A 20,564-nucleotide genomic window follows, 5' to 3' on the forward strand; every position below is an offset into this window, starting at 1 on the left:
GATGTTACACCGCAGGTATATTGCGGGCGTAATAAATTTCCCGCATCTCTTTCCACAACAGGTCGGTAATCACCTTGCGCTCTTGTTCGCTTAACTCTTCCGGTTTGGTATGGAACATGTAGTGCTTCAGATCGAACTCTTTCAGCATCATTTTGGTATGGAACATATTTTCCTGATAGACGTTCACGTCCACCATGTCATAGAGCGACTTCATATCTTCTGACATGAAGTTCTGAATAGAGTTGATCTCATGATCGATAAAATGCTTCATGCCGTTGATATCACGAGTGAACCCACGCACGCGATAATCAATGGTTACGATATCGGATTCCAGTTGGTGAATCAGGTAGTTCAGCGCCTTCAGCGGTGAAATCACGCCACAGGTGGAGACTTCAATATCGGCGCGGAAGGTGCACAGGCCGCCTTCCGGATGGCTTTCCGGATAGGTATGTACGCAGATGTGGCTTTTATCGAGATGTGCGACCACGGTCTCAGGCAACGGGCCCGGATGCTCGCTCTGATCGATAAGCTGCGGGTCGATAGGCTCTTCGCTAACCAAAATGGTGACGCTTGCGCCCTGCGGTTCATAATCCTGGCGTGCGATGTTGAGTATGTTGGCGCCAATGATTGAACAGGTCTCGGAAAGGATTTCCGTCAGGCGATTGGCATTATAGAGTTCATCGATATAGGCGATATAGCCATCGCGCTCTTCGGCGGTTTTAGCGTAGCAGATATCGTAAATACAAAAACTCAGGCTTTTAGTCAGGTTGTTGAAGCCGTGCAGCTTAAGCTTTTTCAATTTGGTTCACCTCCTCGTTTCAGGTTAGCTGGCGGTCAGCGCATCCAGCAGGTACTGCGGTAGCGCGAAAGCCGCGGTATGAATTGCCGGATTGTAATAACGGCATTTCAGCCCGGCGCTATGGAAGCGGGCCTGAATAATTTCCGTCGACAAATGACGCAGTGCTTCATTATCGGTCGCCCAGGCAAAGGTCATGATGCCGCCATAGTAGGTCGGGATCGCCGCCTGGTAGAAACTGACATCGGTGAAATAGTGGCTGAGCTTGCGATGGCTGCCGACCGCTTCATCCTGCTGCAGGAAGCTTACGCCGTTCTGGGCAACGAAAATTCCGCCGGGATTCAGGCAACGTTTACAACCGGCATAAAACGCCGAGGTAAACAGGCTCTCACCGGGGCCGATCGGGTCGGTACAGTCGGAGATAATGACATCAAAGGTTTGTGACGTTTGGTTGACGAAGTTCACGCCGTCATCAATCACCAGCGTAAAGCGCGGGTCGTCATAGGCGCCGGCGTTATGGTTTGGTAGATACTGACGGCAGAACGAGACCACCCCGGCGTCGATTTCCACCATGGTAATGGTTTCGATATGTTGGTGGCGGGAGACTTCACGCAGCATCGCGCCATCGCCGCCGCCGATGATCAGCACGTGCTTTGCGTGACCATGCGCCAGCAGCGGAACGTGGGTCATCATTTCATGATAAATAAACTCATCGCGCTCGGTGGTTTGCACCACGCCATCAAGCGCCATCACGCGGCCAAATGCCGCATTTTCGAAGATGATTAAATCCTGATGATCGGTCTTCTCATGGTACAGCACGTTATCAACGGTAAAATATTGACCAAAATGGTCGTGCAGCGTCTCATGCCAGTGATTACTCTCGGCCATGGCTTACTCCTCCTTTGTTAACTTCTGTCGCGCCCGCAACGCGGGCACCACATCATAGCCAACTATAGATAGAGATTGATATGGCGAATAGTAAACCTTCTATTGTTTAGATGAACTCTCGCTTAGCGTGAGGTTTTCGGCGCAGATGCTCTGGATTGTTGGTCGCTGTTGGGTCTGGCGTCAACAATTCGCACGCTATACACCATCGTCGCGCCAGGCGGAATTTTTCCAGGGATTCCTTTGCTGCCGTAGGCCCGCTCCGGCGGAACAACAATAGTGATGGCGCCATGATTACTAAGACGTTTAAGCGGTTCACGGAAGGTTTCGGGATATTGACTTAGCGCCTGGGTCCAGACCTTATCTTCGGCTTCCATATCGTTTATCACGGTACCGTCGATCAAGCTTTCTTTGATAACGACGGTGACGATATCGTTATCAGCGACCTTACCTTTACCGGGGTAGTCTATACGGCTATAAATACCCTCTTTAAGCACTGCGCCTTTCTGCGCGGCGAATTGCTGCTGATACTTTTTACCTTCACGGAGAGTTTGCTGCTCAAGCTTATCAATGTTTTTGTATAACCGCTGTGAGACGTCGAAAAGCGCCTTATTGCGTGCTTTTTCATCCAGCGCCGGCTGACCGGCAAAAACATCGTTAATCCCCTTAAGAACGGTTTCCTGTTGCAGGTTTAACCCTTTCGCTGCCTGACTGGACAGCGTTTTAAGCGCATCTTGCCCTATCGACACGCCAACCGAATATGCCTGCTGCTGTGGAGCGCTGCTGAGGTTTAGCGTGGGTGATTTGGCTGTCGTGGCGGCGGTGGTTTTTACGCCGGTGAGTTCGGCGCTCAGTTTCTGCTGCTCCGCCATTGCCGCAGCCAGCTTATCGCTCAGGGCCTGCTTGTCTCTCTCCAGCGCGTTGAGCTTTACCGTTTGCGCCTGCAGAGCGGCGGCAGAGCGTTTGAGATTATCCGCGCCGTCGGCTTTTTCCTGCTGAACGGTACCGACTTGCTGCACAAGCCGCTTGTTTTCCGTGTCCAAAGCAACGATCCGGCTCTGGAGTTGTGCGATGGTTTTATTCAACGCTGCATTATCTACCGGCGCTGGCATCGTGGCGGGAGGTGGCGATTTCAGCTGTGCCTGCAGTTGGCGGATGATCTTATCTTTGTCGGCGATGAGACTTTTTTGCGCGGCCAGCTTTTTTTGCAGCGCTGCGGTGTTGTTCTCGCGGGCTCTGGAGGGTTTACTGACCTCCGGCGCCGGAGATATCTCTTTCTTCTCTTTTTTCTCCTGCTGCTGGACATAGTTGAGAAATGCAGGCGCATCGTCATCCGCTTGCGCATAAGCAATAAAAAGGGACGCCAGCAAAATGAAGGCCAGCGTCAATATATTAAGGCGATTTATCATGGCGCCTGTCACTTCACCGCATTATCGCCGCGCATGACCAGGCTATCGATCAGCGACTTTTCAATATCGGCGCAAAGCTTAATAGATTTAAATTGATACATAGAATCTATGCCCTGACGGGTGGGATCGGCGACTTTCGTACGCACTGAGTTATATTGCGACGCCGCGCCTATCAGAGCGGTGAATTCACTACCCAGTCTTGAGGCTTCTTTCGGATTGACTTCTTTTAACGAATCCAACGCCTGGCGACAGGCATTAAGTCGCTCCTGCTCAGCGGCCAGTCGCAGCTTTTCATTCTGTTGCGCGTCGGTGGCAATGGCGATTGGTGGCGTTATGGGTGCGTTAGCCTGACGATGCGCCTGGCAGCCAGCTAACATGAGAACAGCGAACGGAAGTAAGCGAAAAACAGGTGAGATATTCAAAATGTCATTCCATTGCAATAAGAGAGGTTGCAGGCGATTTTAATTAGCCAGCAGGTCTTTGCAATAAACGATGAGTTGAATTATTCTCTCCTGAATATGATTTTTTTTGATAAATTAAGCCGTCGTCTAATTAATGAATATAAAGCATATTAGCTGCATGTGAAATAAAAGTATCGCGCAATGAATTCATAGTAAATGAATCACAGGGGAAAAGAATAATATAGCATTCTGCAACCGCATCGCGGCGGCTGCAGATACGTTTACTTCACATAGGCCAGCAGGCTAAGGGAGTCACGCGCCAGAGCTTTGCACTTTTTGGCGGTTGGGATTTTGATACCGCTGAGATCGCGATAGCTGTCCTCACCTAATGCTTTCATATTAAAGCTATCGTAGTTGCTGAGGTCCCATTGGTTTTGCTGGGCAAAAAAGACCAGCGCGCGGCGAATTTGCGTATTTGGCAAATTTTGATAGCCGCAATCATTTTTCAGGAATACAAATACCGCCGTTAAATCAGCCATATCTTCCGCTTCGGACTCGCTTAATGCATAGCTATTGGCGGAGAGGGCGAGCAGGCTGCCAAACAGCATTGTTCTGAAAAACGTCTTCATTTTTTCTACCATTGAAACACGGACAATCAAAGTTAGCATACTTCTTTACACCACGCAGAGCTTTATTCACAAGCTTCTGCTTGACCTTCCCGTTGCGGGAGGGTTTAAGCTTAAATATTCACCAGCAGAATAAAAGGATGTGAAAATGCAACGTCGTGAGTTTATCAAATTAGGCGCCGCGCTTGGCGCGGTCAGCGCCTTACCGCTCTGGAGCCGTGCGGTATTCGCTGCCGGCCGTCCGGCTTTGCCGGTTCCGGATTTATTGACCGCTGACGCGCGCAATCGCATTACGCTGACGATTCAAGCCGGAAAGACGCAGTTTGGCCCGCATCTTGCGACGACCTGGGGCTATAACGGCAACCTCCTCGGGCCCGCGTTGAAGCTGAAGCAAGGTGAAGCGGTGACGGTAGATATTCACAACCGCCTGGCGGAGGAGACCACGGTCCACTGGCACGGGCTGGAAGTGCCAGGCGAAGTCGATGGCGGTCCGCAGGGCGTCATCGCCGCAGGAGCCTCAAGGACGGTGAGTTTTACGCCGACGCAGCGAGCGGCGACCTGCTGGTTCCATCCTCATCAGCATGGTAAAACCGGCCGTCAGGTTGCCATGGGGCTGGCGGGTTTGGTGCTGATTGAAGATGTCGAAAGCGGGCAATTACTGCTTCCGAAGCAGTGGGGAATCGATGATGTTCCGGTGATCGTGCAGGACAAAAGATTCAATGCCAATGGCGAAATAGATTATCAGCTCGATATCATGAGCGCCGCCGTTGGCTGGTTTGGCGATACCCTGTTGACGAACGGCGCGCTGTATCCCGAACACGCTCCGCCGCGCGGTTGGTTACGCCTGCGTCTGCTTAATGGCTGTAATGCCCGCTCGTTGAATTTCGCTACCAGCGATCGCCGCCCAATGTACGTAATAGCAAGCGACGGCGGCCTGTTGGCGGAACCGGTCAAAGTGAGCGAACTGCCGGTGCTGATGGGCGAGCGCTTTGAGGTTTTAATTGATACCCGCGACGGGAAGGCATTTGATCTCCTGACGATGCCGGTGAGCCAAATGGGGATGGCGATTGCGCCATTTGATAAGCCGCAGCCGGTTCTCCGTATACAGCCGCTATTGATCCCGGCCTCCGGTAAGTTACCCGATACTTTGGCCGCGATACCCGCGCTGCCGTCACTGGAGGGGCTGACGCAGCGCACGCTGCAGCTGTCGATGGATCCTATGCTCGACATGATGGGTATGCAGGCGCTAATGAAGAAATATGGCGACCAGGCGATGTCCGGTATGAATCATGGAATGATGGGGCATGGCGACATGAACAATATGGGAAATATGAATCATGGTGAAATGAAGAATATGAACCACGGCGGCGGCATGGGGCATGGCGCTTCATCAGACAAGGGTTTTGATTTCCATAACGCCAACCGCATCAACGGCAAGGCCTTTGATATGAATGTGCCGATGTTTGCCGCGGCCAGGGGGCAGTACGAGCGCTGGCTGATCTCCGGTAAGGGCGACATGATGCTGCATCCTTTCCATATTCATGGCACGCAATTCCGTATTCTGAGTGAAAATGGCCAGGCGCCGGCGGCGCATCGGCGCGGCTGGAAGGATACGGTAAGAGTGGAGGGCGGGGTGAGCGAAGTGCTGGTGAAGTTCGATCATCAGGCGCCAAAGGAGTTCGCCTATATGGCACACTGTCATCTGCTGGAGCATGAAGATACCGGGATGATGTTGGGGTTCACCGTGTAGGACTGTACAGCCTGCCGCCCACTCCCATGGGGAGAGGGGCAAAAAAAACGGCAACTTTCGTTGCCGTTTTGCGTTTTACTTCGCGTCATCCGGTAACGCGTAGGCAACGATGTAGTCGCCCATTTTCGTACCGAACGAGCCATGACCGCCGGCAGAGATGACAACGTACTGCTTGCCATTCACTTCATAGGTCATCGGCGTCGCCTGGCCACCTGCCGGCAGACGCGCCTGCCACAGTTTTTCGCCATTGCTCATGTTGTAAGCGCGCAGATAGTTATCGGCGGTGGCGGCGATAAACAGCACGTTACCGGCGGTTGAGATCGGACCGCCCAGCATCGGCATACCCATATTGAACGGCAGCGGGACAGGCAGCGGGAACGGCAGACTATCCTGCGGCGTACCGATGCGTTTTTTCCACACCACTTCGTTGGTCTTCAGATCCAGCGCCGAGATATAACCCCATGCCGGTTGTTTACACGGCAGGCCAAACGGCGACAGGAACGGGTTCAGCGTAACGCCGAACGGCACGCCATATTGCGGCTGAACGCCGGACTCGGTACCGGAGCCTTTCGCGTCTTTTGGCGGTTCCATCGGGTTGCCCGGGCCGCGTGGGATCAGTTTAGAGACGAACGGCAGCGCCATCGGGTTGGCGATAGCCACCTGACGGTTAGGATCGACGGAGATGCCGCCCCACTCAAACATCCCCAGGTTACCCGGGAATACCAGCGTGCCCTGTTCGGACGGCGGCGTGAAGATACCTTCATAGCGCATCTGATGGAAGATAACGCGGCACACCAGCTGGTCAAACATGGTGGCGCCCCACATATCCGCGCCGGTCAGGTCTTTCTTCGGACGGAAACTCAGCTCGGAGAACGGCTGGGTTTTAGCAACATAGTCGCCTTTCGCCGCACCCTGCGGAACCGGTTTTTCCGGCGCCGGGACCACCAGTTCGCCATTACGACGATCCAGCACGAAGATGTTGCCGGTTTTGGCCGGAGCGTAAATCACCGGTACGGTTTTACCGTTCACATCAATGTCGGCCAATGTCGGCTGCGACGGCATATCCATATCCCACAGATCGTGGTGTACGGTTTGGTAGCTCCACGCCAGTTTACCGGTGGTTGCGTTCAGCGCCACGATAGAGCTGGCGTAACGTTCCTGTTCCGGTGTGCGGTTGCCGCCCCAGATATCCGGCGTGGTAACGCCCATCGGCAGATAGACTAAATCCAGCTTCGCGTCATAGGCGGCAGGCGCCCAGGAGTTAGGTGAATTGAGTGTGAAGTGATGCTCATCGCTCGGGATCGCATTAGGGTCTTTCGCACCCGGGTCGAAGGCCCACAGCAGTTTACCGGTATTCACATCAAAGCCGCGGATCACGCCTGATGGCTCGCGGGTGGAGAAGTTATCGGTTACCGCGCCGGCAATGACGATAGTCTTGTCGGTGATAATCGGCGGCGACGTCGGTTCATACATGCCCGGCGTGGTCACCGGCATGTTGGTCTGCAGGTTGAGAATGCCTTTATTAGCAAAGGTTTCGCACAGCTTACCGTTGTCGGCGTTCACCGCGAACAGACGGCCATCGTTGACCGGCAGAATAATACGGCGCGGGCAGTCGGCGACGACGTCGGCAGGGGCGTTATCCGCTTTCGCTTCATGATAGGAGACGCCACGGCAGGTCACGTGCTGGAACGACGGATCGGCGTTCAGCTGCGGGTCAAAATGCCACTTCTCTTTACCGGTGGCCGCGTCGAGCGCGAACAGACGCTGGTGCGCGGTACACAGATACAGCGTGTCGCCAACTTTAATCGGCGTCACTTCATTAGTGATTTCACCCGGATCGTTCGGCTGCTTCAGGTCGCCGGTGCGGAATACCCAGGCTTCCTTCAGGTTCTTCACGTTGTCAGCGTTAATCTGTTTCAGCGGCGAATAACGCTGGCCTTCCTGGTTACGGCCATAGGCCGGCCAGTCGCTATCGGCGACGGTAGAAATCGGCGCGGCCGGCGTCGCGTCAGCGCTCAACGTACCGTTCACTTCCTGCGGATCGTTGAAACCGGCCCAGGTCAGGATCCCGCCGCTAATCAACAGGGCGATAACCAGACCGCCCACGGCGCCAGCGGAGGGTACCGGCAGGCGACGCCAGACAAATGGCAGAATCAGCCAAATGCCGAAGAAGACCAGGATGTCGCTGCGCGGCGTCAGCGCCCAGAAGTCGAAGCCGACTTCCCATACCCCCCAAATCATGGTTGCCAGCAACAGGGCGGCATACAGCCACAGCGCTGCGCGCTTGCCGCGGAACAGCATGACGGTGACGGCCAGCATCACCAGGCCTGCGATAGGGTAGTACCAGGAACCGCCGATAGCGGCCAGCCATACCCCACCGATTAACAGATACAGGCCACAGAAGGCGGCAAACAGCGCCGTCAGCGTGACAAGTAACCGTGATTGTTGAGATTTTGTTTCTGCCATAGAAAGACACTCTTCAGTTGTTAATTTTTTAACTGCAATTAATTATAGGATTTAACAACTGTGATCGGAATCACAAATATGGCTTTATTATTCACTGCACCGAAGATTTCGTTTTGCTGGTATACTGTATCGCTTGCCGGTCAACGTCGGTGTGAAAGCAGCGGCTTTGAAGATTTATCCTAAGAATCAAATGGTTAGTTTAATGAAACATACTGTAGAAGTGATGATCCCGGAAGCCGAGATCAAAGCGCGTATCGCCGAACTGGGTCGTCAAATTAATGAACGCTACAAAGACAGCGGCAGCGAAATGGTGCTGGTGGGTCTGTTGCGCGGTTCATTTATGTTTATGGCTGACCTGTGCCGTGAGGTTCAGGTGCCGCATGAGGTCGACTTTATGACCGCCTCCAGCTATGGCAGCGGCATGTCCACCACCCGTGATGTCAAAATCCTTAAAGATCTTGATGAAGACATTCGCGGTAAGGACGTATTGATCGTCGAAGACATCATCGATTCCGGCAACACCCTGTCTAAAGTGCGCGAAATCCTCAGCCTGCGCGAGCCGAAATCGCTGGCTATCTGTACGCTGCTGGATAAACCAAGCCGTCGTGAAGTGAACGTCCCGGTTGAGTTTGTCGGTTTTGCCATTCCGGATGAGTTCGTGGTGGGCTACGGCATCGACTACGCTCAGCGCTATCGCCACCTGCCGTACGTCGGTAAAGTGATCCTGCTGGACGAGTAATTATTGTTGCGGTCCCGGATAGGGTGAGCGCCTTATCCGGGGCGGTGAGCGCGGCGGCTATTTATGGTTGGCGTGCTTGCTCTTGAGATTGGAAATCCCGTGGCGATAGCGCTGCTCGAGGGTTTCCCGGCTGACGGCGGTGACATCAAGATCGCGCAGCAGTCCGTCGTGAATACCATAAGCCCAGCCGTGGATCGTCACCTTTTGGCCACGTTTCCACGCCGACTGCATGATCGTCGAGTGTCCCAGGTTGTATACCTGCTCCATCACGTTCAGTTCGCAAAGCGTATCCAGACGCCGATCTTCCGGCATCTCACCGAGCAGCGAGCTGTGTTTAAACCAGATATCGCGAATGTGCAGCAGCCAGTTATCAATGAGCCCCAGTTCCGGGTTCTCGACCGCCGCCTGTACGCCGCCGCAGCCGTAGTGGCCGCAGATAATAATGTGTTCGACTTCCAGCACGTCGACGGCGTATTGCACCACCGACAGGCAGTTCAGGTCGGTATGGATCACCAGATTGGCGACGTTACGGTGTACGAATAACTCACCGGGTTCCAGGCCGGTTAAGCGCTCCGCGGGGACGCGGCTATCGGAGCAGCCAATCCACAGAAAGCGCGGTTTCTGCGCCTGCGACAATTTCGCAAAGAAGCCGGGGTCCTCTTCCACCAGCATTTTTGACCATAGTGCATTATTGCTGATGAGTGTATCTATATCATTCATGGACGTTTACGGCCTGTAACCAAGTAAGTGCGTTGCGCTAATATAGGGTAAGCTCACCTTTTTGAAAACATTACATCACGTGTGATGACACGAGAAGAGATATTTAATGACCATTGCTCTGGAATTAAAACAGCTCAAGAAAACCTATCCCGGCGGGGTTCAGGCGCTGAAAGGCATTGACCTGCAGGTTGAAGCCGGCGACTTTTATGCGCTGCTGGGCCCTAACGGCGCGGGGAAATCCACGACTATCGGCATCATTAGTTCGCTGGTTAATAAAACCTCCGGCCAGGTTAACGTATTTGGCTACGACCTGGAAAAAGATGTGGTGAACGCCAAGCGCCAGTTAGGGCTGGTGCCGCAGGAGTTCAACTTCAACCCATTCGAAACCGTACAGCAGATCGTGGTTAACCAGGCGGGTTACTATGGCGTTGAGCGTAAAGAAGCAATTTTGCGTAGCGAAAAGTATCTGAAACAGCTCGATCTGTGGGAAAAGCGCAATGAACGCGCGCGTATGCTCTCCGGCGGGATGAAGCGCCGCCTGATGATTGCCCGCGCGCTGATGCATGAGCCGAAGCTGCTCATTCTTGATGAACCCACCGCTGGCGTTGATATTGAACTACGTCGCTCGATGTGGGGTTTCCTCAAAGATCTGAACGATAAAGGCACCACCATTATCCTCACGACCCACTATCTGGAAGAGGCGGAAATGCTGTGTCGTAATATCGGTATTATCCAGAGCGGCGAGCTGGTGGAAAACACCTCAATGAAGGCGCTGTTGGCTAAGCTGAAATCGGAAACCTTTATCCTCGATCTAGCGCCGAAAAGCCCGCTGCCAACCCTCGACGGGTATCAGTACCGGCTGGTTGATACCTCGACGCTGGAAGTTGAAGTGTTGCGCGAGCAGGGGATTAACAGCGTTTTCGCCCAGCTAAGCGCCCAGGGCGTGCAGGTATTAAGTATGCGTAACAAGGCCAACCGTCTGGAAGAGTTGTTTGTCACGCTGGTGCACGACAAAAAAGGAGAATCAGCATGATGCAGCTTTACTGGGTCGCGCTGAAAAGCATCTGGACCAAAGAGATCCACCGGTTTATGCGTATCTGGGTTCAGACGCTGGTGCCGCCGGTGATCACCATGACCCTCTATTTCGTCATCTTTGGCAACCTGATCGGCTCGCGGATCGGCGAGATGCACGGTTTTACCTACATGCAGTTTATCGTGCCGGGGCTGATTATGATGGCGGTGATCACCAACGCCTACGCCAACGTCGCCTCGTCATTCTTTAGCGCCAAGTTCCAGCGCAATATTGAGGAACTGCTGGTGGCGCCGGTGCCAACCCACGTGGTGATCGCCGGTTACGTCGGCGGCGGGGTGGCGCGCGGGCTGTGTGTCGGGATTCTGGTGACGGCAATCTCGCTGTTCTTCGTCCCGTTCCAGGTTCATTCCTGGCTGTTTGTCGCCCTGACGCTGATTTTGACGGCAATTCTGTTCTCGCTGGCGGGCCTGCTCAATGCGGTGTTTGCGAAAACCTTCGACGATATCAGCCTGATCCCGACTTTCGTGCTGACGCCGCTGACCTACCTTGGCGGGGTGTTCTATTCGTTGACGCTGCTGCCGCCGTTCTGGCAAGCGCTGTCGCATCTCAACCCCATCGTCTACATGATTAGCGGCTTCCGTTTTGGTTTCCTCGGCATTCATGACGTCCCGCTGGCGACCACCTTTGGCGTACTGGTGGTGTTCATCGTGGTCTTCTATATTCTGTGCTGGTACCTGATCCAGCGCGGGCGCGGCCTGCGTAGCTAATCCTCTCTGTTAGCGCCCCCGCTAATTTCACTTTGCCGGGGCGCTATGCGGTAATTTTTGATACCCATCACCCTACCTCAACGCTTGCCCTGCTAAATTGTTTGCCTGCTAAGGAGGTAGGCGATGTTAGGTTGGGTAATTACCTGCCATGATGAGCTGGCGCAGGAGATGCTGGATCGTCTGGAGAAAAAGTTTGGCCCGCTGGCGCAATGCCGGGCGGTGAATTACTGGCGTAATCTGAGCGTCAATATGCTGAGCCGCATGATGTGCGACGCGCTGCATGCCACAGACTGCGGCGATGGGGTGATTTTTCTCACCGATAAAACCGGTGCCGCGCCGTATCGCGCCGCCGCGCTGATGAGCCACAAGCATACTCACTGTGAAGTCATTTCCGGCATTCGCTATCCATTGCTGGAAGAAATGTATTTACAGCGCTATACCCTCAGCAGCGACGCCTTCCGTAATGCTATTGTTCGCGCTGGAGGCCCCACGGTGAGCAGCCTGTGGCATCAGCAGCAAAAAAATCCGCCTTTTCGTCTCCTGCATGACACGTTCGGAAATTAGGCATTAGCATTGATGCCGCTTTTGTTACAATGGCGGCATTCAGGTTTACCGGTTCGATGCGCATGTTTGCCCGAGTCATAACACTATTCCTTTTGCTGACGTCAGTCAGCGTTTCCGCCAGCCTGCTCAGCCAACAGGGCGTCCCCGCACGCTATATGCAAATCACGGAAGATGCCGATATCTGGGCGCAGGTCGGCAACCATGTAGTGAGCGTCGGCAACGTTCGCGCCGGGCAAATCCTTGCCGTGGTACCGACTACCGCAGACTATTACGAATTCAATTTTGGTTTCGGTACCGGCTTTATTGATAAAGGGCACCTGGGGCCGGTGCAGGGCGCAAAGCGGGTTGAGGATAACCTGGGCGATTTACACCAGCCATTGAGCAACCAGAACCTGCTGACCTGGAAAGATACGCCGGTTTACGATGCGCCGTCAGCGGGCAGCCCGCCGTTTGGCACATTAGCCAATAACCTGCGCTATCCCATTATCAGCAAGCTGAAAGACCGTCTTAATCAGACCTGGTATCAAATTCGTATCGGCAACCGGCTGGCGTGGGTAAGCAGCCTGGACGCGCAGGAAGATAACGGCATTCCGGTACTGACTTATCACCATATTCTGCGTGATGAAGAAAATAGCCGTTTCCGCCATACCTCGACCACCACCTCGGTGCGCGCTTTCAGTAACCAGATGACCTGGCTGCGTGACCAGGGCTATACCACGCTGACGATGTATCAACTGGAAGGGTATTTACGTAACAAGGTTAATCTGCCTGCGCGCTCGGTGGTGATTACCTTTGATGACGGCCTCAAGTCGGTGAATCGCTACGCTTATCCGATCCTCAAGCAGTACGGCTTCCACGCTACGGCATTTATTATCTCATCGCGGATCAAACGTCATCCGCAAAAGTGGGATCCGAAATCGCTGCAGTTTATGAGTATCTCTGAGCTCAGACAGATTCAGGACGTGTTTGATGTGCAGTCGCATACCCATTTTCTGCACCGGGTCGATGCCGCCCGTCACCCGATATTACTTAGCCGTAATTACCACAATATTCTCTTTGATTTCGAGCGTTCACGGCGGGCGCTGAGCCAGTTTAATCCACATGTGCTGTATCTTTCGTATCCATTCGGCGGCTATAACGCCACGGCGGTCAAAGCGGCGAACGATGCCGGTTTTCATCTGGCGGTAACGACGGTGAGAGGGAAGGTGAAACCGGGGGATAATCCGTTCTTGCTGAAGCGGTTGTATATCTTACGCACCGATTCGCTGGAGACGATGTCGCGGCTTATCAGCAACCAGCCGCAGGGATAAACCGGCGCTGCGGCTGAGCGCAGCGCCGTAAGAATCAGGCGACCTGCACCGGGATGGCTTTCGCCTGGCGCTTCATTTCGTTATCGCCTTCGAAATAGGCCACTTTCGGCTGCCAGGTGCGGGCTTCTTCGTCAGACATGGTCACGAAGCTGGCGATAATGAGGATATCGCCGACGCTAGCGCAGTGCGCCGCAGCGCCGTTGACGGAGATAATCTTCGAACCACGCTCGGCGGCGATCGCATAAGTCGAGAAACGGTTTCCGTTGGTCACGTTCCACAGATGAATGGCTTCATTTTCCAGAATACCGGCCGCTTCGAGGAAATCCTGGTCAATAGCGCAGGAACCTTCGTAATGCAGGTCAGCCTGCGTGACTTTAACGCGGTGGAGCTTGCCCTGCAGCATATTACGCATCATAACTTCTACCTTCCAACCTTTAAGTAGCAAAGCGGACACGGCATCCGCTTTGAGAAAATAACCCGATTTTTCGTTCCGGACTACTGGCCCAGCTCGACGATTTTGTTATCAATCAGACGCGCCTGGCCCAGCCATGCCGCCATCAGGATCACCGCGCGTTTGCTGGCATCCGTGAGCTCCAGCAGGGTGTCGGCATCGCGGATCTGGATATCGTCGGCGCGAAAACCTGATTCGTTGAGCTCCTGCTCGGCGATGGCGATGATTTCCTCAAGATGACGTTCGCCCGCGGCAAGTTTTTCCGCCACCGAGCTCAGCACTTTATACAGACCCGGGGCGATTTTACGCTGCTCGGCGGTCAGATAACCATTACGCGAACTCAGCGCCAGGCCGTCTTTCGCGCGGATAATCGGCACGCCGACGATCTCGATGTCATAACCCATATCGGCGACCATTTTGCGGATCAGCGCCAACTGCTGGAAATCTTTCTCGCCGAAGCAGGCGACATCCGGCTGCACCAGGTTGAACAGCTTGCTGACAATGGTCGAGACGCCGCGGAAGTGGCCAGGGCGGCTGGCGCCTTCCAGCATGGTCGACAGGCCCGGGACATCAACGAAGGTTTGCCCTTCGGTACCCTGCGGATAAATTTCCGCCGGCGCCGGAGCAAAGACAAAATCGACCTTGCGCTTGTTCAGCTTTTCGCAATCTTCCTGCAGGGTACGCGGATAGCGCGCCAGATCGTCCGGACGGTCAAATTGCATGGGATTCACGAAGATACTGACCACCACGACATCCGCGCAGGCTTTGGCTTCATCAACCAGCTTCATATGACCATCGTGCAGGTTGCCCATGGTGGGAACCAGCGCAATGCGCTTGCCTTCCTGGCGTAAACGACGGATATGCTGGCGCAGCAGCGGCAGGGTTTCAATTATCAGCACAACAAGACTCCTTAATGGAAACTATGTTCTTCGCCCGGATAGGTCCCGGATTCGACTTCGGCAATATACTGCCGTACCGCGGCGCGGATGTCGCCCGCTTCTGCGAGGAAATTTTTCGCGAATTTAGGAATGTGGCCGCCGGTGATCCCGAAAGCGTCATGCATCACCAGAATTTGCCCGTCGGTCACGTTGCCTGCGCCGATGCCGATAACCGGGATCGTCAGCGCTTCGGTAATGCGTTTTGCCAGCTCTACCGGCACGCACTCCAGCACCAGCAGCTGGGCGCCGGCGGCTTCCAGGGCTAATGCGTCATCAAACAGCGCCTGCGCCGCATCGCCGCGACCTTGTACTTTATAGCCGCCGAACACGTTCACCGATTGCGGCGTCAGACCGAGGTGACCGCAAACCGGTACCGCACGCTCCGCCAGCATCCTGACGGTATCAGCCAGCCAGGCGCCGCCTTCGAGCTTGACCATATTGGCGCCGGCGCGCATCACGACGGCGGCATTTTCGAAGGTTTGTTCCGGCGTGGCGTAGGCCATAAACGGCAGGTCGGCGAGCAGCAGACTGTTCGGCGCGCCGCGGCGCACCGCGCGGGTGTGGTAAGCGATATCGTCAACGGTCACCGGTAGCGTGGAGTCGTGGCCCTGTACCGTCATCCCCAGCGAATCGCCCACCAGCAGAACGTTAATGCCTTCGTCGGCAAAAAGCTTAGCGAAACTGTAGTCGTAGGCGGTGATAGTGGCGAAGCGCTTTTTCTCCTGTTTGCATTTCTGCAGCAGGGCAATGGTGGTCGGTTTCATAACGTTTCCTGATGATGAAAGTCATATTAACCGGCATTCTAACAGCAGCATTCAGGGGGGCAATGATTTTGGGCAACCGATTACCACTATCGCCGGAAATGCTAAAAAAGGGAGTAGGGGTTACCAGAGAGCGGGTTTTTCGGCGCCCAGATTTTCCAGCGCGGCGCGAAGGGCGAGGCCATCGGGGAAGTGAAGCTGTGGGGCGATTTCAAACAGCGGCCAGAGCATAAAACCGCGATTTTTCATATCGTAGTGCGGCACCGTCAGACGCTCGCTGTTAATGACCGCATCGCCAAACAACATAATATCGAGGTCCAGCGTTCGCGGTCCCCAGCGTTCGGCTTTCCGCTCCCGTCCCTGCTGCAGTTCGATGCGCTGAGTGTGATCGAGCAGCGCTTCCGGCGCGAGCGCGGTTTCAAGCGCGACGGCGGCATTGAGATAGTCGGGCTGATCCTGCGGCCCCAGCGGCGGCGTACGGTACAGCGAAGACACGCTCGCCACGCGGCTGTCCGGAATGTCGGCCAGCGCGCGGATAGCCGCATTCACCTGCTCGAGCGGCGAGGCGAGATTACTGCCAATGGCGATATAGACCAGGGTCATGCGTTACCCTGACGCGGCGCGCGTTTACGCGGGCGGCGATGGCGGCGGCGCGGAGCCGGATCGTCGCCGAGGTCGTTGAGCATATCTTTCTGTTCCGGCGGCGCGGCTACCTGGAACTCGCCCCACCATTTGGTCAGGCGCTGCAGTTCGTGATTGTTCTCGGCGCCTGCGCGCAGTTCAAGCAGGTCATAGGCGGCGCGGAACTTCGGATGCTCCATGAGTTTCCACGCGCGTTTGCCCTGACGACGGGACATGCGCAACTGCAGCTGCCAGATATCGCGCACCAGGGTGGTGATGCGTTTAGGGATCGCCAGCGTCCGGCAGGCTTCATCCAGCACGTCATTCATTGCCAGCGCGAAGGCGTCGTAATAGGCCAGCCCGCTCTCCTGCGCGATTTTCTGCGCCATTTCCAGCAGCGGATACCAGAACATGACCGCGAACAGGAACGCCGGGTTAACGCGCATGTCGTTATGCAGGCGGTTATCGGTATTCTTCAGCACCTGGATAATGATACGTTCCATCGGGCTATCGCCGCGCTCGGTGAAGTAGCGGGTGATCGTCGGGAACAGCGGCTGGAACAGGCTGTATTCGCGCAGCAGCTGGTAGGTTTCATAACCATAACCCGCCTGCAGCAGTTTCAGCACTTCTTCAAACAGACGCGCCGGGGGGACGTCGTGAAGAAGGGGGGCCAGACGCGGAATTGGCTCGGCACTTTCGGCGCTGATGCGCATATGGAGTTTGGCGGCGAAACGTACCGCGCGCAGCATGCGCACCGGATCTTCACGGTAACGGGTTTCCGGGTCGCCAATCAGGCGAATCACCCCTTCCTGCAGATCGCGCATTCCACCAACGTAGTCGCGTACGGTGAAGTCCGCCACGCTGTAATAAAGGCTATTGATGGTGAAGTCGCGGCGCTGGGCATCTTCTTCGATAGAACCGAAGATGTTATCGCGCAGCAGCATGCCGTTCTGGCCGCGCTGGGAGGTGACGCGGTCGTTGGTGTGGCCTTCGTGATGGCCGCGGAAGGTGGCGACCTCAATGATTTCCGGCCCGAACATCACGTGCGCCAGGCGGAAGCGACGGCCAACCAGGCGGCAGTTGCGGAACAGTTTACGTACCTGGTCCGGGGTCGCGCTGGTGGTGACGTCAAAATCTTTTGGCTTCTTGCCCAGCAGCAGGTCGCGAACGCCGCCGCCAACCAGGTAAGCTTCGTAGCCCGCCTTGTTCAGTCGATAGAGCACCTTGAGCGCGTTTTCACTGATATCTTTGCGGGAAATTGCATGCTGTTCACGCGGGATCACCGTCATATGCGTTTGTTCGACGGCGGCAGCCTCTGCCTCGCGCTCTTCACGGCTTAGCACCTTGCGGCAAAAATTAGCGACTCGGGTAAAAATGGTGCACCTCGTAGTGTCAGACGAACTTCGGATAAAACATTACTCTATGGGCTTCAGGTTGCATTTAAACGGCAAATTCAGGGGCAACCTGAAGGGCGACGAGCAAAAATAGCGGCTAATCATAGCTCAGCGGGAGCCATTTGAGAATGCTGGATTTTTGCAGGCTGCCAGTTGGCTACCGCTTGTTTGAGTAAATCTTCAATACTCAGCGCTTGCCAATCCTCGACGACATCCTGATTCAAAAATGTTAATGCCCGCACAATTTCCGGGCGCGGATCGCCCTCCGGCAGGGCCGGGGCGTGGTTTTGTTTTGAGAGCTTATTACCTTCGGCATTCAGCGCCAGCGGCAGGTGCACGTAGTCTGGCACAGGCCAGCCAAAGTGCTGATACAATGAAATTTGTCGTACCGTTGGCTCGATGAGATCGGCGCCGCGGACGATTTCGCTGACCCCCTGAAAATGGTCGTCAACCACTACCGCCAGGTTATAGGCGAACAGCCCGTCGCGACGATGGATGATGAAATCTTCCCGCGCCAGCGGTTCGTCGGCGACGATGGTTCCGCGCAACTGGTCATAAAATTCCAGTACCGGACGGGTCTGACGCAGGCGCAGCGCGGCGTTTTCGCCGCCAAGGCGCAAATCGCGACAGTGGCCGTCGTAGATCCCGCCGACGCTATGAATGCGCGCGCGGGTGCAGGTGCAGTAGTAGCAGAGATCCCGATCGCGCAGCCAGGCGAGGCGCTCGCGATAGGCTTCGTGCCGCTGGGATTGCCACAGTACCTCGCCGTCCCAGTGCAGACCGTAGCGATCGAGCTGTCGCAAAATAGTGTCGGCGGCGCCGGGAACTTCCCGCGGCGGGTCGATATCTTCAATGCGTACGCGCCAGATACCGCCTTTCGCCCGCGCCTGTAGATAGCTGCCGAGGGCGGCGATTAATGAGCCGAAGTGGAGTTCGCCGGAAGGTGAGGGAGCAAAGCGCCCGATATAGTCTGAGTCGGTCATGTTAAACACAAGGGGAATCAGGCGGGAGAAACTCCCGCCAGAGAGTGAGGTAGCTGGGAATTAACCCGCCATCTGTTTTTCGCGAATTTCCGCCAGCGTCTTGCAGTCGATGCACAGGTCAGCTGTTGGACGCGCTTCCAGACGGCGAATGCCAATCTCCACGCCACAGGATTCGCAGAAGCCGAAGTCTTCGTCTTCGACTTTTTTCAGTGTTTTCTCAATCTTCTTGATGAGTTTACGTTCGCGGTCGCGGTTACGCAGCTCCAGGCTGAACTCTTCTTCCTGCGCGGCACGGTCGACCGGGTCCGGGAAGTTAGCTGCTTCATCCTGCATATGCGTTACGGTGCGATCCACTTCATCCCTGAGTTGATTACGCCATGCTTCAAGAATGCGCTTGAAGTGCGCCAGCTGGGCTTCGTTCATATACTCTTCGCCCGGCTTCTCTTGGTACGGCTCCACCCCAGCGATGGCGAGAATACTCAGGGACGATGTTTTACGGTTTTGCCCTTCTTGCATGTTGCTTCTCCTTAACACGCACTATCGATCCCCATGTGGGGGAAAAATCAGGCCGCTATAAATAGCAGATGCTTTTCCGGATAGCAATTATCTAAACGTTACACTTGACAACGCTGTGAAGAAAAGCGTATTTGCGCTCGCGAACCGGACACAATTTAGCCTTTTAATTACCGGGGGTTAACGCCACGGCAATCGGCTTATTCAGAGTCATCATTTTGGTAGAAAGTTCCGCTTTCCAGGCGAGAATTTCTACCCCCTTTTCCTGCGCCTCTATCAACAGCTGTGCGTATTTGGCATCAATATGATGCGCGGGTGAGAAACGGTCTATCGCCGAATGCAGCACGGCGAATAAAATCACGGCCCGATGGCCCGCGGCCGCGACGCTCATGAGTTCCCGCAGGTGCTTCTGACCGCGTGCGGTAACGGCATCGGGAAAATAACCGTACTCTTTTTCCGCCAACGTAACCGATTTCACTTCAATATAGCAGTTACGGCGGCCTTCTGCCTGTAACATAAGGTCGATTCGGCTATTTTCTTCGCCATATTTTACTTCGCTTTTCAGAATGTTATACCCGGCAAGCTCAGGGATATTTCCGGCGAGTACCGCCTCTTTCGCGAGGGTATTGGCCCGCAGCGTGTTGACGCAGATGACCGCGCCCTGTTGGGTTTCAGTTAATTCCCAGGTATGCGCATATTTACGTTTAGGATTATCGGAAGTGGAATACCAGACGGTATCGCCCGGCGCGGCGCAGCCGGTCATGGCGCCAGTATTCGGGCAGTGCAGCGTCAGCTCCTGGCCCTCCGGCGTGACGACATCGGCCAGAAACCGTTTGTAACGTTTAATTAAAGTGGCGGACTGCAAAGGCGGAGTGAACAGCATCAGAGTTCCCTGGTAAATGGATAACGTTCCAGCACGTTGTAGCGGGTGCGTCCGCGGAGAAAGCTGGACTCATAAAGCACAAATTCGTTGAGCGGCACCTGCCAGCAAAAACCCGGCGGCGGGATTGGCACCGCGTGGCGGGCGTCGCGCAGGAGGGTGATATGCGGATGAAACGGCTGCGGGCTTTGATAGCAGCCGCTGCGCGCTGCCTGAGCGCGCAGCATATTTGCCAGCTGCAGCATGCCGCGCGGCGGCTGGCGGGTACCGAGCCACACTACGCGCGAACGCAGCCACTGGCCGGCGTCGTCGAGCGTCAGGGTAAAGGGCGGTTGTTGAATGCGTCCGGCCATTGCCGACAGCGCGCGCTGTTTTTCAGCGCTGACGTCGCCGAGAAACGCCAGCGTCAGATGTAGGTTATCGGCGGCGACCGGCCTTCCGGCATCGTCGGCAAAATGGGCGGCGCGCCAGTGAATAATCTGTTTCTGTATCGCTTTCGGCAGTTCAAGAGCGAAAAACAGCCGTTTCGGCTCGGACATGATAGAGACTCGGTAATG

General features: G+C 55.2%; 23 protein-coding genes. 7 read left to right on the forward strand and 16 right to left on the reverse strand.

Annotation, left to right across the window (positions count from 1 at the left end):
- Positions 1-4 precede the first annotated feature (4 nt).
- The 5 genes from speD to AC22LX_RS22370 all read right to left on the reverse strand — a co-directional run bounded on the left by speD (position 5) and on the right by AC22LX_RS22370 (position 4,120).
- Positions 5-799, reverse strand: a complete 795-nt coding sequence (gene speD / locus AC22LX_RS22350) for an adenosylmethionine decarboxylase (RefSeq protein WP_015368213.1) — start codon at positions 797-799, stop codon at positions 5-7.
- 24 nt (positions 800-823) lie between these two features.
- Positions 824-1,684: a polyamine aminopropyltransferase gene (gene speE, locus AC22LX_RS22355; protein WP_045390062.1), complete on the reverse strand. Its 861-nt coding sequence runs from the start codon at positions 1,682-1,684 to the stop codon at positions 824-826.
- A gap of 122 nt (positions 1,685-1,806) precedes the next feature.
- Positions 1,807-3,090: an FKBP-type peptidyl-prolyl cis-trans isomerase gene (locus tag AC22LX_RS22360; RefSeq protein WP_045390065.1), complete on the reverse strand. Its 1,284-nt coding sequence runs from the start codon at positions 3,088-3,090 to the stop codon at positions 1,807-1,809.
- Positions 3,091-3,098: 8 nt separating this feature from the next.
- A complete protein-coding gene (locus AC22LX_RS22365) occupies positions 3,099-3,512 on the reverse strand; it encodes a hypothetical protein (RefSeq protein ID WP_045390068.1) in 414 nt (137 codons plus the stop codon).
- A gap of 260 nt (positions 3,513-3,772) precedes the next feature.
- Positions 3,773-4,120, reverse strand: coding sequence for a YacC family pilotin-like protein (locus AC22LX_RS22370; protein WP_015704423.1), 348 nt, complete (start codon positions 4,118-4,120; stop codon positions 3,773-3,775).
- A 145-nt stretch (positions 4,121-4,265) separates the two neighbouring features.
- Between AC22LX_RS22370 and cueO the strand changes: the two genes are divergently transcribed.
- Positions 4,266-5,867: a multicopper oxidase CueO gene (cueO, locus tag AC22LX_RS22375; RefSeq protein WP_045390071.1), complete on the forward strand. Its 1,602-nt coding sequence runs from the start codon at positions 4,266-4,268 to the stop codon at positions 5,865-5,867.
- Positions 5,868-5,942: 75 nt separating this feature from the next.
- Here cueO and AC22LX_RS22380 read toward each other — a convergent pair whose 3' ends face one another.
- A complete protein-coding gene (locus AC22LX_RS22380; RefSeq protein WP_045390074.1) occupies positions 5,943-8,333 on the reverse strand; it encodes a glucose/quinate/shikimate family membrane-bound PQQ-dependent dehydrogenase in 2,391 nt (796 codons plus the stop codon).
- Positions 8,334-8,411: 78 nt separating this feature from the next.
- Here AC22LX_RS22380 and AC22LX_RS22385 point away from each other — a divergent pair, with 78 nt between their 5' ends.
- Positions 8,412-8,516 carry a hypothetical protein gene (locus AC22LX_RS22385; RefSeq protein WP_161801955.1) on the forward strand — a complete coding sequence of 35 codons (105 nt, stop codon included), beginning with the start codon at positions 8,412-8,414 and terminating at the stop codon, positions 8,514-8,516.
- A gap of 19 nt (positions 8,517-8,535) precedes the next feature.
- On the forward strand, positions 8,536-9,072 hold the full coding sequence (gene hpt, locus AC22LX_RS22390) for a hypoxanthine phosphoribosyltransferase (RefSeq protein ID WP_015368206.1): 537 nt from the start codon (positions 8,536-8,538) through the stop codon (positions 9,070-9,072).
- 57 nt (positions 9,073-9,129) lie between these two features.
- Here the strand turns inward: hpt and can are convergent, their stop codons facing one another.
- Positions 9,130-9,792, reverse strand: coding sequence for a carbonate dehydratase (gene can / locus AC22LX_RS22395; protein WP_045390077.1), 663 nt, complete (start codon positions 9,790-9,792; stop codon positions 9,130-9,132).
- Positions 9,793-9,898: 106 nt separating this feature from the next.
- On the opposite strand from can, the gene AC22LX_RS22400 reads away from it, so the two are divergent.
- The 4 genes from AC22LX_RS22400 (at position 9,899) to AC22LX_RS22415 (ending at position 13,466) form a co-directional block, all read left to right on the forward strand.
- The gene (locus AC22LX_RS22400; RefSeq protein WP_015368204.1) at positions 9,899-10,825 is read left to right on the forward strand and encodes an ABC transporter ATP-binding protein; all 927 of its coding nucleotides are present in this window, start codon (positions 9,899-9,901) and stop codon (positions 10,823-10,825) included.
- Positions 10,822-11,592, forward strand: a complete 771-nt coding sequence (locus AC22LX_RS22405; RefSeq protein WP_045390083.1) for an ABC transporter permease — start codon at positions 10,822-10,824, stop codon at positions 11,590-11,592. Before AC22LX_RS22400 ends, AC22LX_RS22405 begins: the two co-directional genes overlap by 4 nt.
- 123 nt (positions 11,593-11,715) lie before the next feature.
- Positions 11,716-12,156, forward strand: a complete 441-nt coding sequence (locus AC22LX_RS22410; protein WP_047050160.1) for a PTS sugar transporter subunit IIA — start codon at positions 11,716-11,718, stop codon at positions 12,154-12,156.
- Positions 12,157-12,212: 56 nt separating this feature from the next.
- Positions 12,213-13,466, forward strand: a complete 1,254-nt coding sequence (locus AC22LX_RS22415; protein WP_045390088.1) for a polysaccharide deacetylase family protein — start codon at positions 12,213-12,215, stop codon at positions 13,464-13,466.
- 34 nt (positions 13,467-13,500) lie between these two features.
- On the opposite strand, the gene panD is transcribed toward AC22LX_RS22415, so the two are convergent.
- The 9 genes from panD to thpR all read right to left on the reverse strand — a co-directional run bounded on the left by panD (position 13,501) and on the right by thpR (position 20,546).
- The gene (gene panD, locus AC22LX_RS22420) at positions 13,501-13,881 is read right to left on the reverse strand and encodes an aspartate 1-decarboxylase (protein WP_015368200.1); all 381 of its coding nucleotides are present in this window, start codon (positions 13,879-13,881) and stop codon (positions 13,501-13,503) included.
- Between the two features lie 80 nt (positions 13,882-13,961).
- Positions 13,962-14,816, reverse strand: coding sequence for a pantoate--beta-alanine ligase (panC, locus tag AC22LX_RS22425; protein WP_045390090.1), 855 nt, complete (start codon positions 14,814-14,816; stop codon positions 13,962-13,964).
- Between the two features lie 11 nt (positions 14,817-14,827).
- Positions 14,828-15,619 carry a 3-methyl-2-oxobutanoate hydroxymethyltransferase gene (panB, locus tag AC22LX_RS22430; protein WP_047042642.1) on the reverse strand — a complete coding sequence of 264 codons (792 nt, stop codon included), beginning with the start codon at positions 15,617-15,619 and terminating at the stop codon, positions 14,828-14,830.
- 120 nt (positions 15,620-15,739) lie between these two features.
- Positions 15,740-16,219: a 2-amino-4-hydroxy-6-hydroxymethyldihydropteridine diphosphokinase gene (gene folK / locus AC22LX_RS22435; RefSeq protein ID WP_045390092.1), complete on the reverse strand. Its 480-nt coding sequence runs from the start codon at positions 16,217-16,219 to the stop codon at positions 15,740-15,742.
- Positions 16,216-17,613: a polynucleotide adenylyltransferase PcnB gene (gene pcnB, locus AC22LX_RS22440; protein ID WP_072047944.1), complete on the reverse strand. Its 1,398-nt coding sequence runs from the start codon at positions 17,611-17,613 to the stop codon at positions 16,216-16,218. The genes folK and pcnB overlap by 4 nt, the downstream gene beginning before the upstream one ends.
- A 119-nt stretch (positions 17,614-17,732) precedes the next feature.
- Complete coding sequence (gene gluQRS / locus AC22LX_RS22445) at positions 17,733-18,614, reverse strand: tRNA glutamyl-Q(34) synthetase GluQRS (RefSeq protein ID WP_047050158.1); 882 nt, start codon at positions 18,612-18,614, stop codon at positions 17,733-17,735.
- 60 nt (positions 18,615-18,674) lie between these two features.
- Positions 18,675-19,130 carry an RNA polymerase-binding protein DksA gene (gene dksA / locus AC22LX_RS22450; RefSeq protein ID WP_007373199.1) on the reverse strand — a complete coding sequence of 152 codons (456 nt, stop codon included), beginning with the start codon at positions 19,128-19,130 and terminating at the stop codon, positions 18,675-18,677.
- A 163-nt stretch (positions 19,131-19,293) separates the two neighbouring features.
- Positions 19,294-20,010 carry a DNA/RNA nuclease SfsA gene (gene sfsA, locus AC22LX_RS22455; RefSeq protein WP_045390098.1) on the reverse strand — a complete coding sequence of 239 codons (717 nt, stop codon included), beginning with the start codon at positions 20,008-20,010 and terminating at the stop codon, positions 19,294-19,296.
- Positions 20,010-20,546, reverse strand: a complete 537-nt coding sequence (gene thpR, locus AC22LX_RS22460) for an RNA 2',3'-cyclic phosphodiesterase (protein WP_045390100.1) — start codon at positions 20,544-20,546, stop codon at positions 20,010-20,012. Before thpR ends, sfsA begins: the two co-directional genes overlap by 1 nt.
- Between the last annotated feature and the right edge of the window lie 18 nt (positions 20,547-20,564).

It is taken from the genome of Klebsiella sp. PK01 (assembly GCF_057624675.1).

Bases quoted from the DNA above. Each gene is read 5' to 3' on its own strand.
- speE (WP_045390062.1), bottom strand. From the start codon at position 1,684: ATGGCCGAGAGTAATCACTGGCATGAGACGCTGCACGACCATTTTGGT.
- AC22LX_RS22360 (WP_045390065.1), bottom strand. From the start codon at position 3,090: ATGATAAATCGCCTTAATATATTGACGCTGGCCTTCATTTTGCTGGCG.
- AC22LX_RS22370 (WP_015704423.1), bottom strand. From the start codon at position 4,120: ATGAAGACGTTTTTCAGAACAATGCTGTTTGGCAGCCTGCTCGCCCTC.
- cueO (WP_045390071.1), top strand. From the start codon at position 4,266: ATGCAACGTCGTGAGTTTATCAAATTAGGCGCCGCGCTTGGCGCGGTC.
- AC22LX_RS22380 (WP_045390074.1), bottom strand. From the start codon at position 8,333: ATGGCAGAAACAAAATCTCAACAATCACGGTTACTTGTCACGCTGACG.
- AC22LX_RS22385 (WP_161801955.1), top strand. From the start codon at position 8,412: ATGGCTTTATTATTCACTGCACCGAAGATTTCGTTTTGCTGGTATACT.
- hpt (WP_015368206.1), top strand. From the start codon at position 8,536: ATGAAACATACTGTAGAAGTGATGATCCCGGAAGCCGAGATCAAAGCG.
- can (WP_045390077.1), bottom strand. From the start codon at position 9,792: ATGAATGATATAGATACACTCATCAGCAATAATGCACTATGGTCAAAA.
- AC22LX_RS22400 (WP_015368204.1), top strand. From the start codon at position 9,899: ATGACCATTGCTCTGGAATTAAAACAGCTCAAGAAAACCTATCCCGGC.
- AC22LX_RS22405 (WP_045390083.1), top strand. From the start codon at position 10,822: ATGATGCAGCTTTACTGGGTCGCGCTGAAAAGCATCTGGACCAAAGAG.
- AC22LX_RS22410 (WP_047050160.1), top strand. From the start codon at position 11,716: ATGTTAGGTTGGGTAATTACCTGCCATGATGAGCTGGCGCAGGAGATG.
- AC22LX_RS22415 (WP_045390088.1), top strand. From the start codon at position 12,213: ATGCGCATGTTTGCCCGAGTCATAACACTATTCCTTTTGCTGACGTCA.
- panD (WP_015368200.1), bottom strand. From the start codon at position 13,881: ATGATGCGTAATATGCTGCAGGGCAAGCTCCACCGCGTTAAAGTCACG.
- panB (WP_047042642.1), bottom strand. From the start codon at position 15,619: ATGAAACCGACCACCATTGCCCTGCTGCAGAAATGCAAACAGGAGAAA.
- folK (WP_045390092.1), bottom strand. From the start codon at position 16,219: ATGACCCTGGTCTATATCGCCATTGGCAGTAATCTCGCCTCGCCGCTC.
- gluQRS (WP_047050158.1), bottom strand. From the start codon at position 18,614: ATGACCGACTCAGACTATATCGGGCGCTTTGCTCCCTCACCTTCCGGC.
- dksA (WP_007373199.1), bottom strand. From the start codon at position 19,130: ATGCAAGAAGGGCAAAACCGTAAAACATCGTCCCTGAGTATTCTCGCC.
- sfsA (WP_045390098.1), bottom strand. From the start codon at position 20,010: ATGCTGTTCACTCCGCCTTTGCAGTCCGCCACTTTAATTAAACGTTAC.
- thpR (WP_045390100.1), bottom strand. From the start codon at position 20,546: ATGTCCGAGCCGAAACGGCTGTTTTTCGCTCTTGAACTGCCGAAAGCG.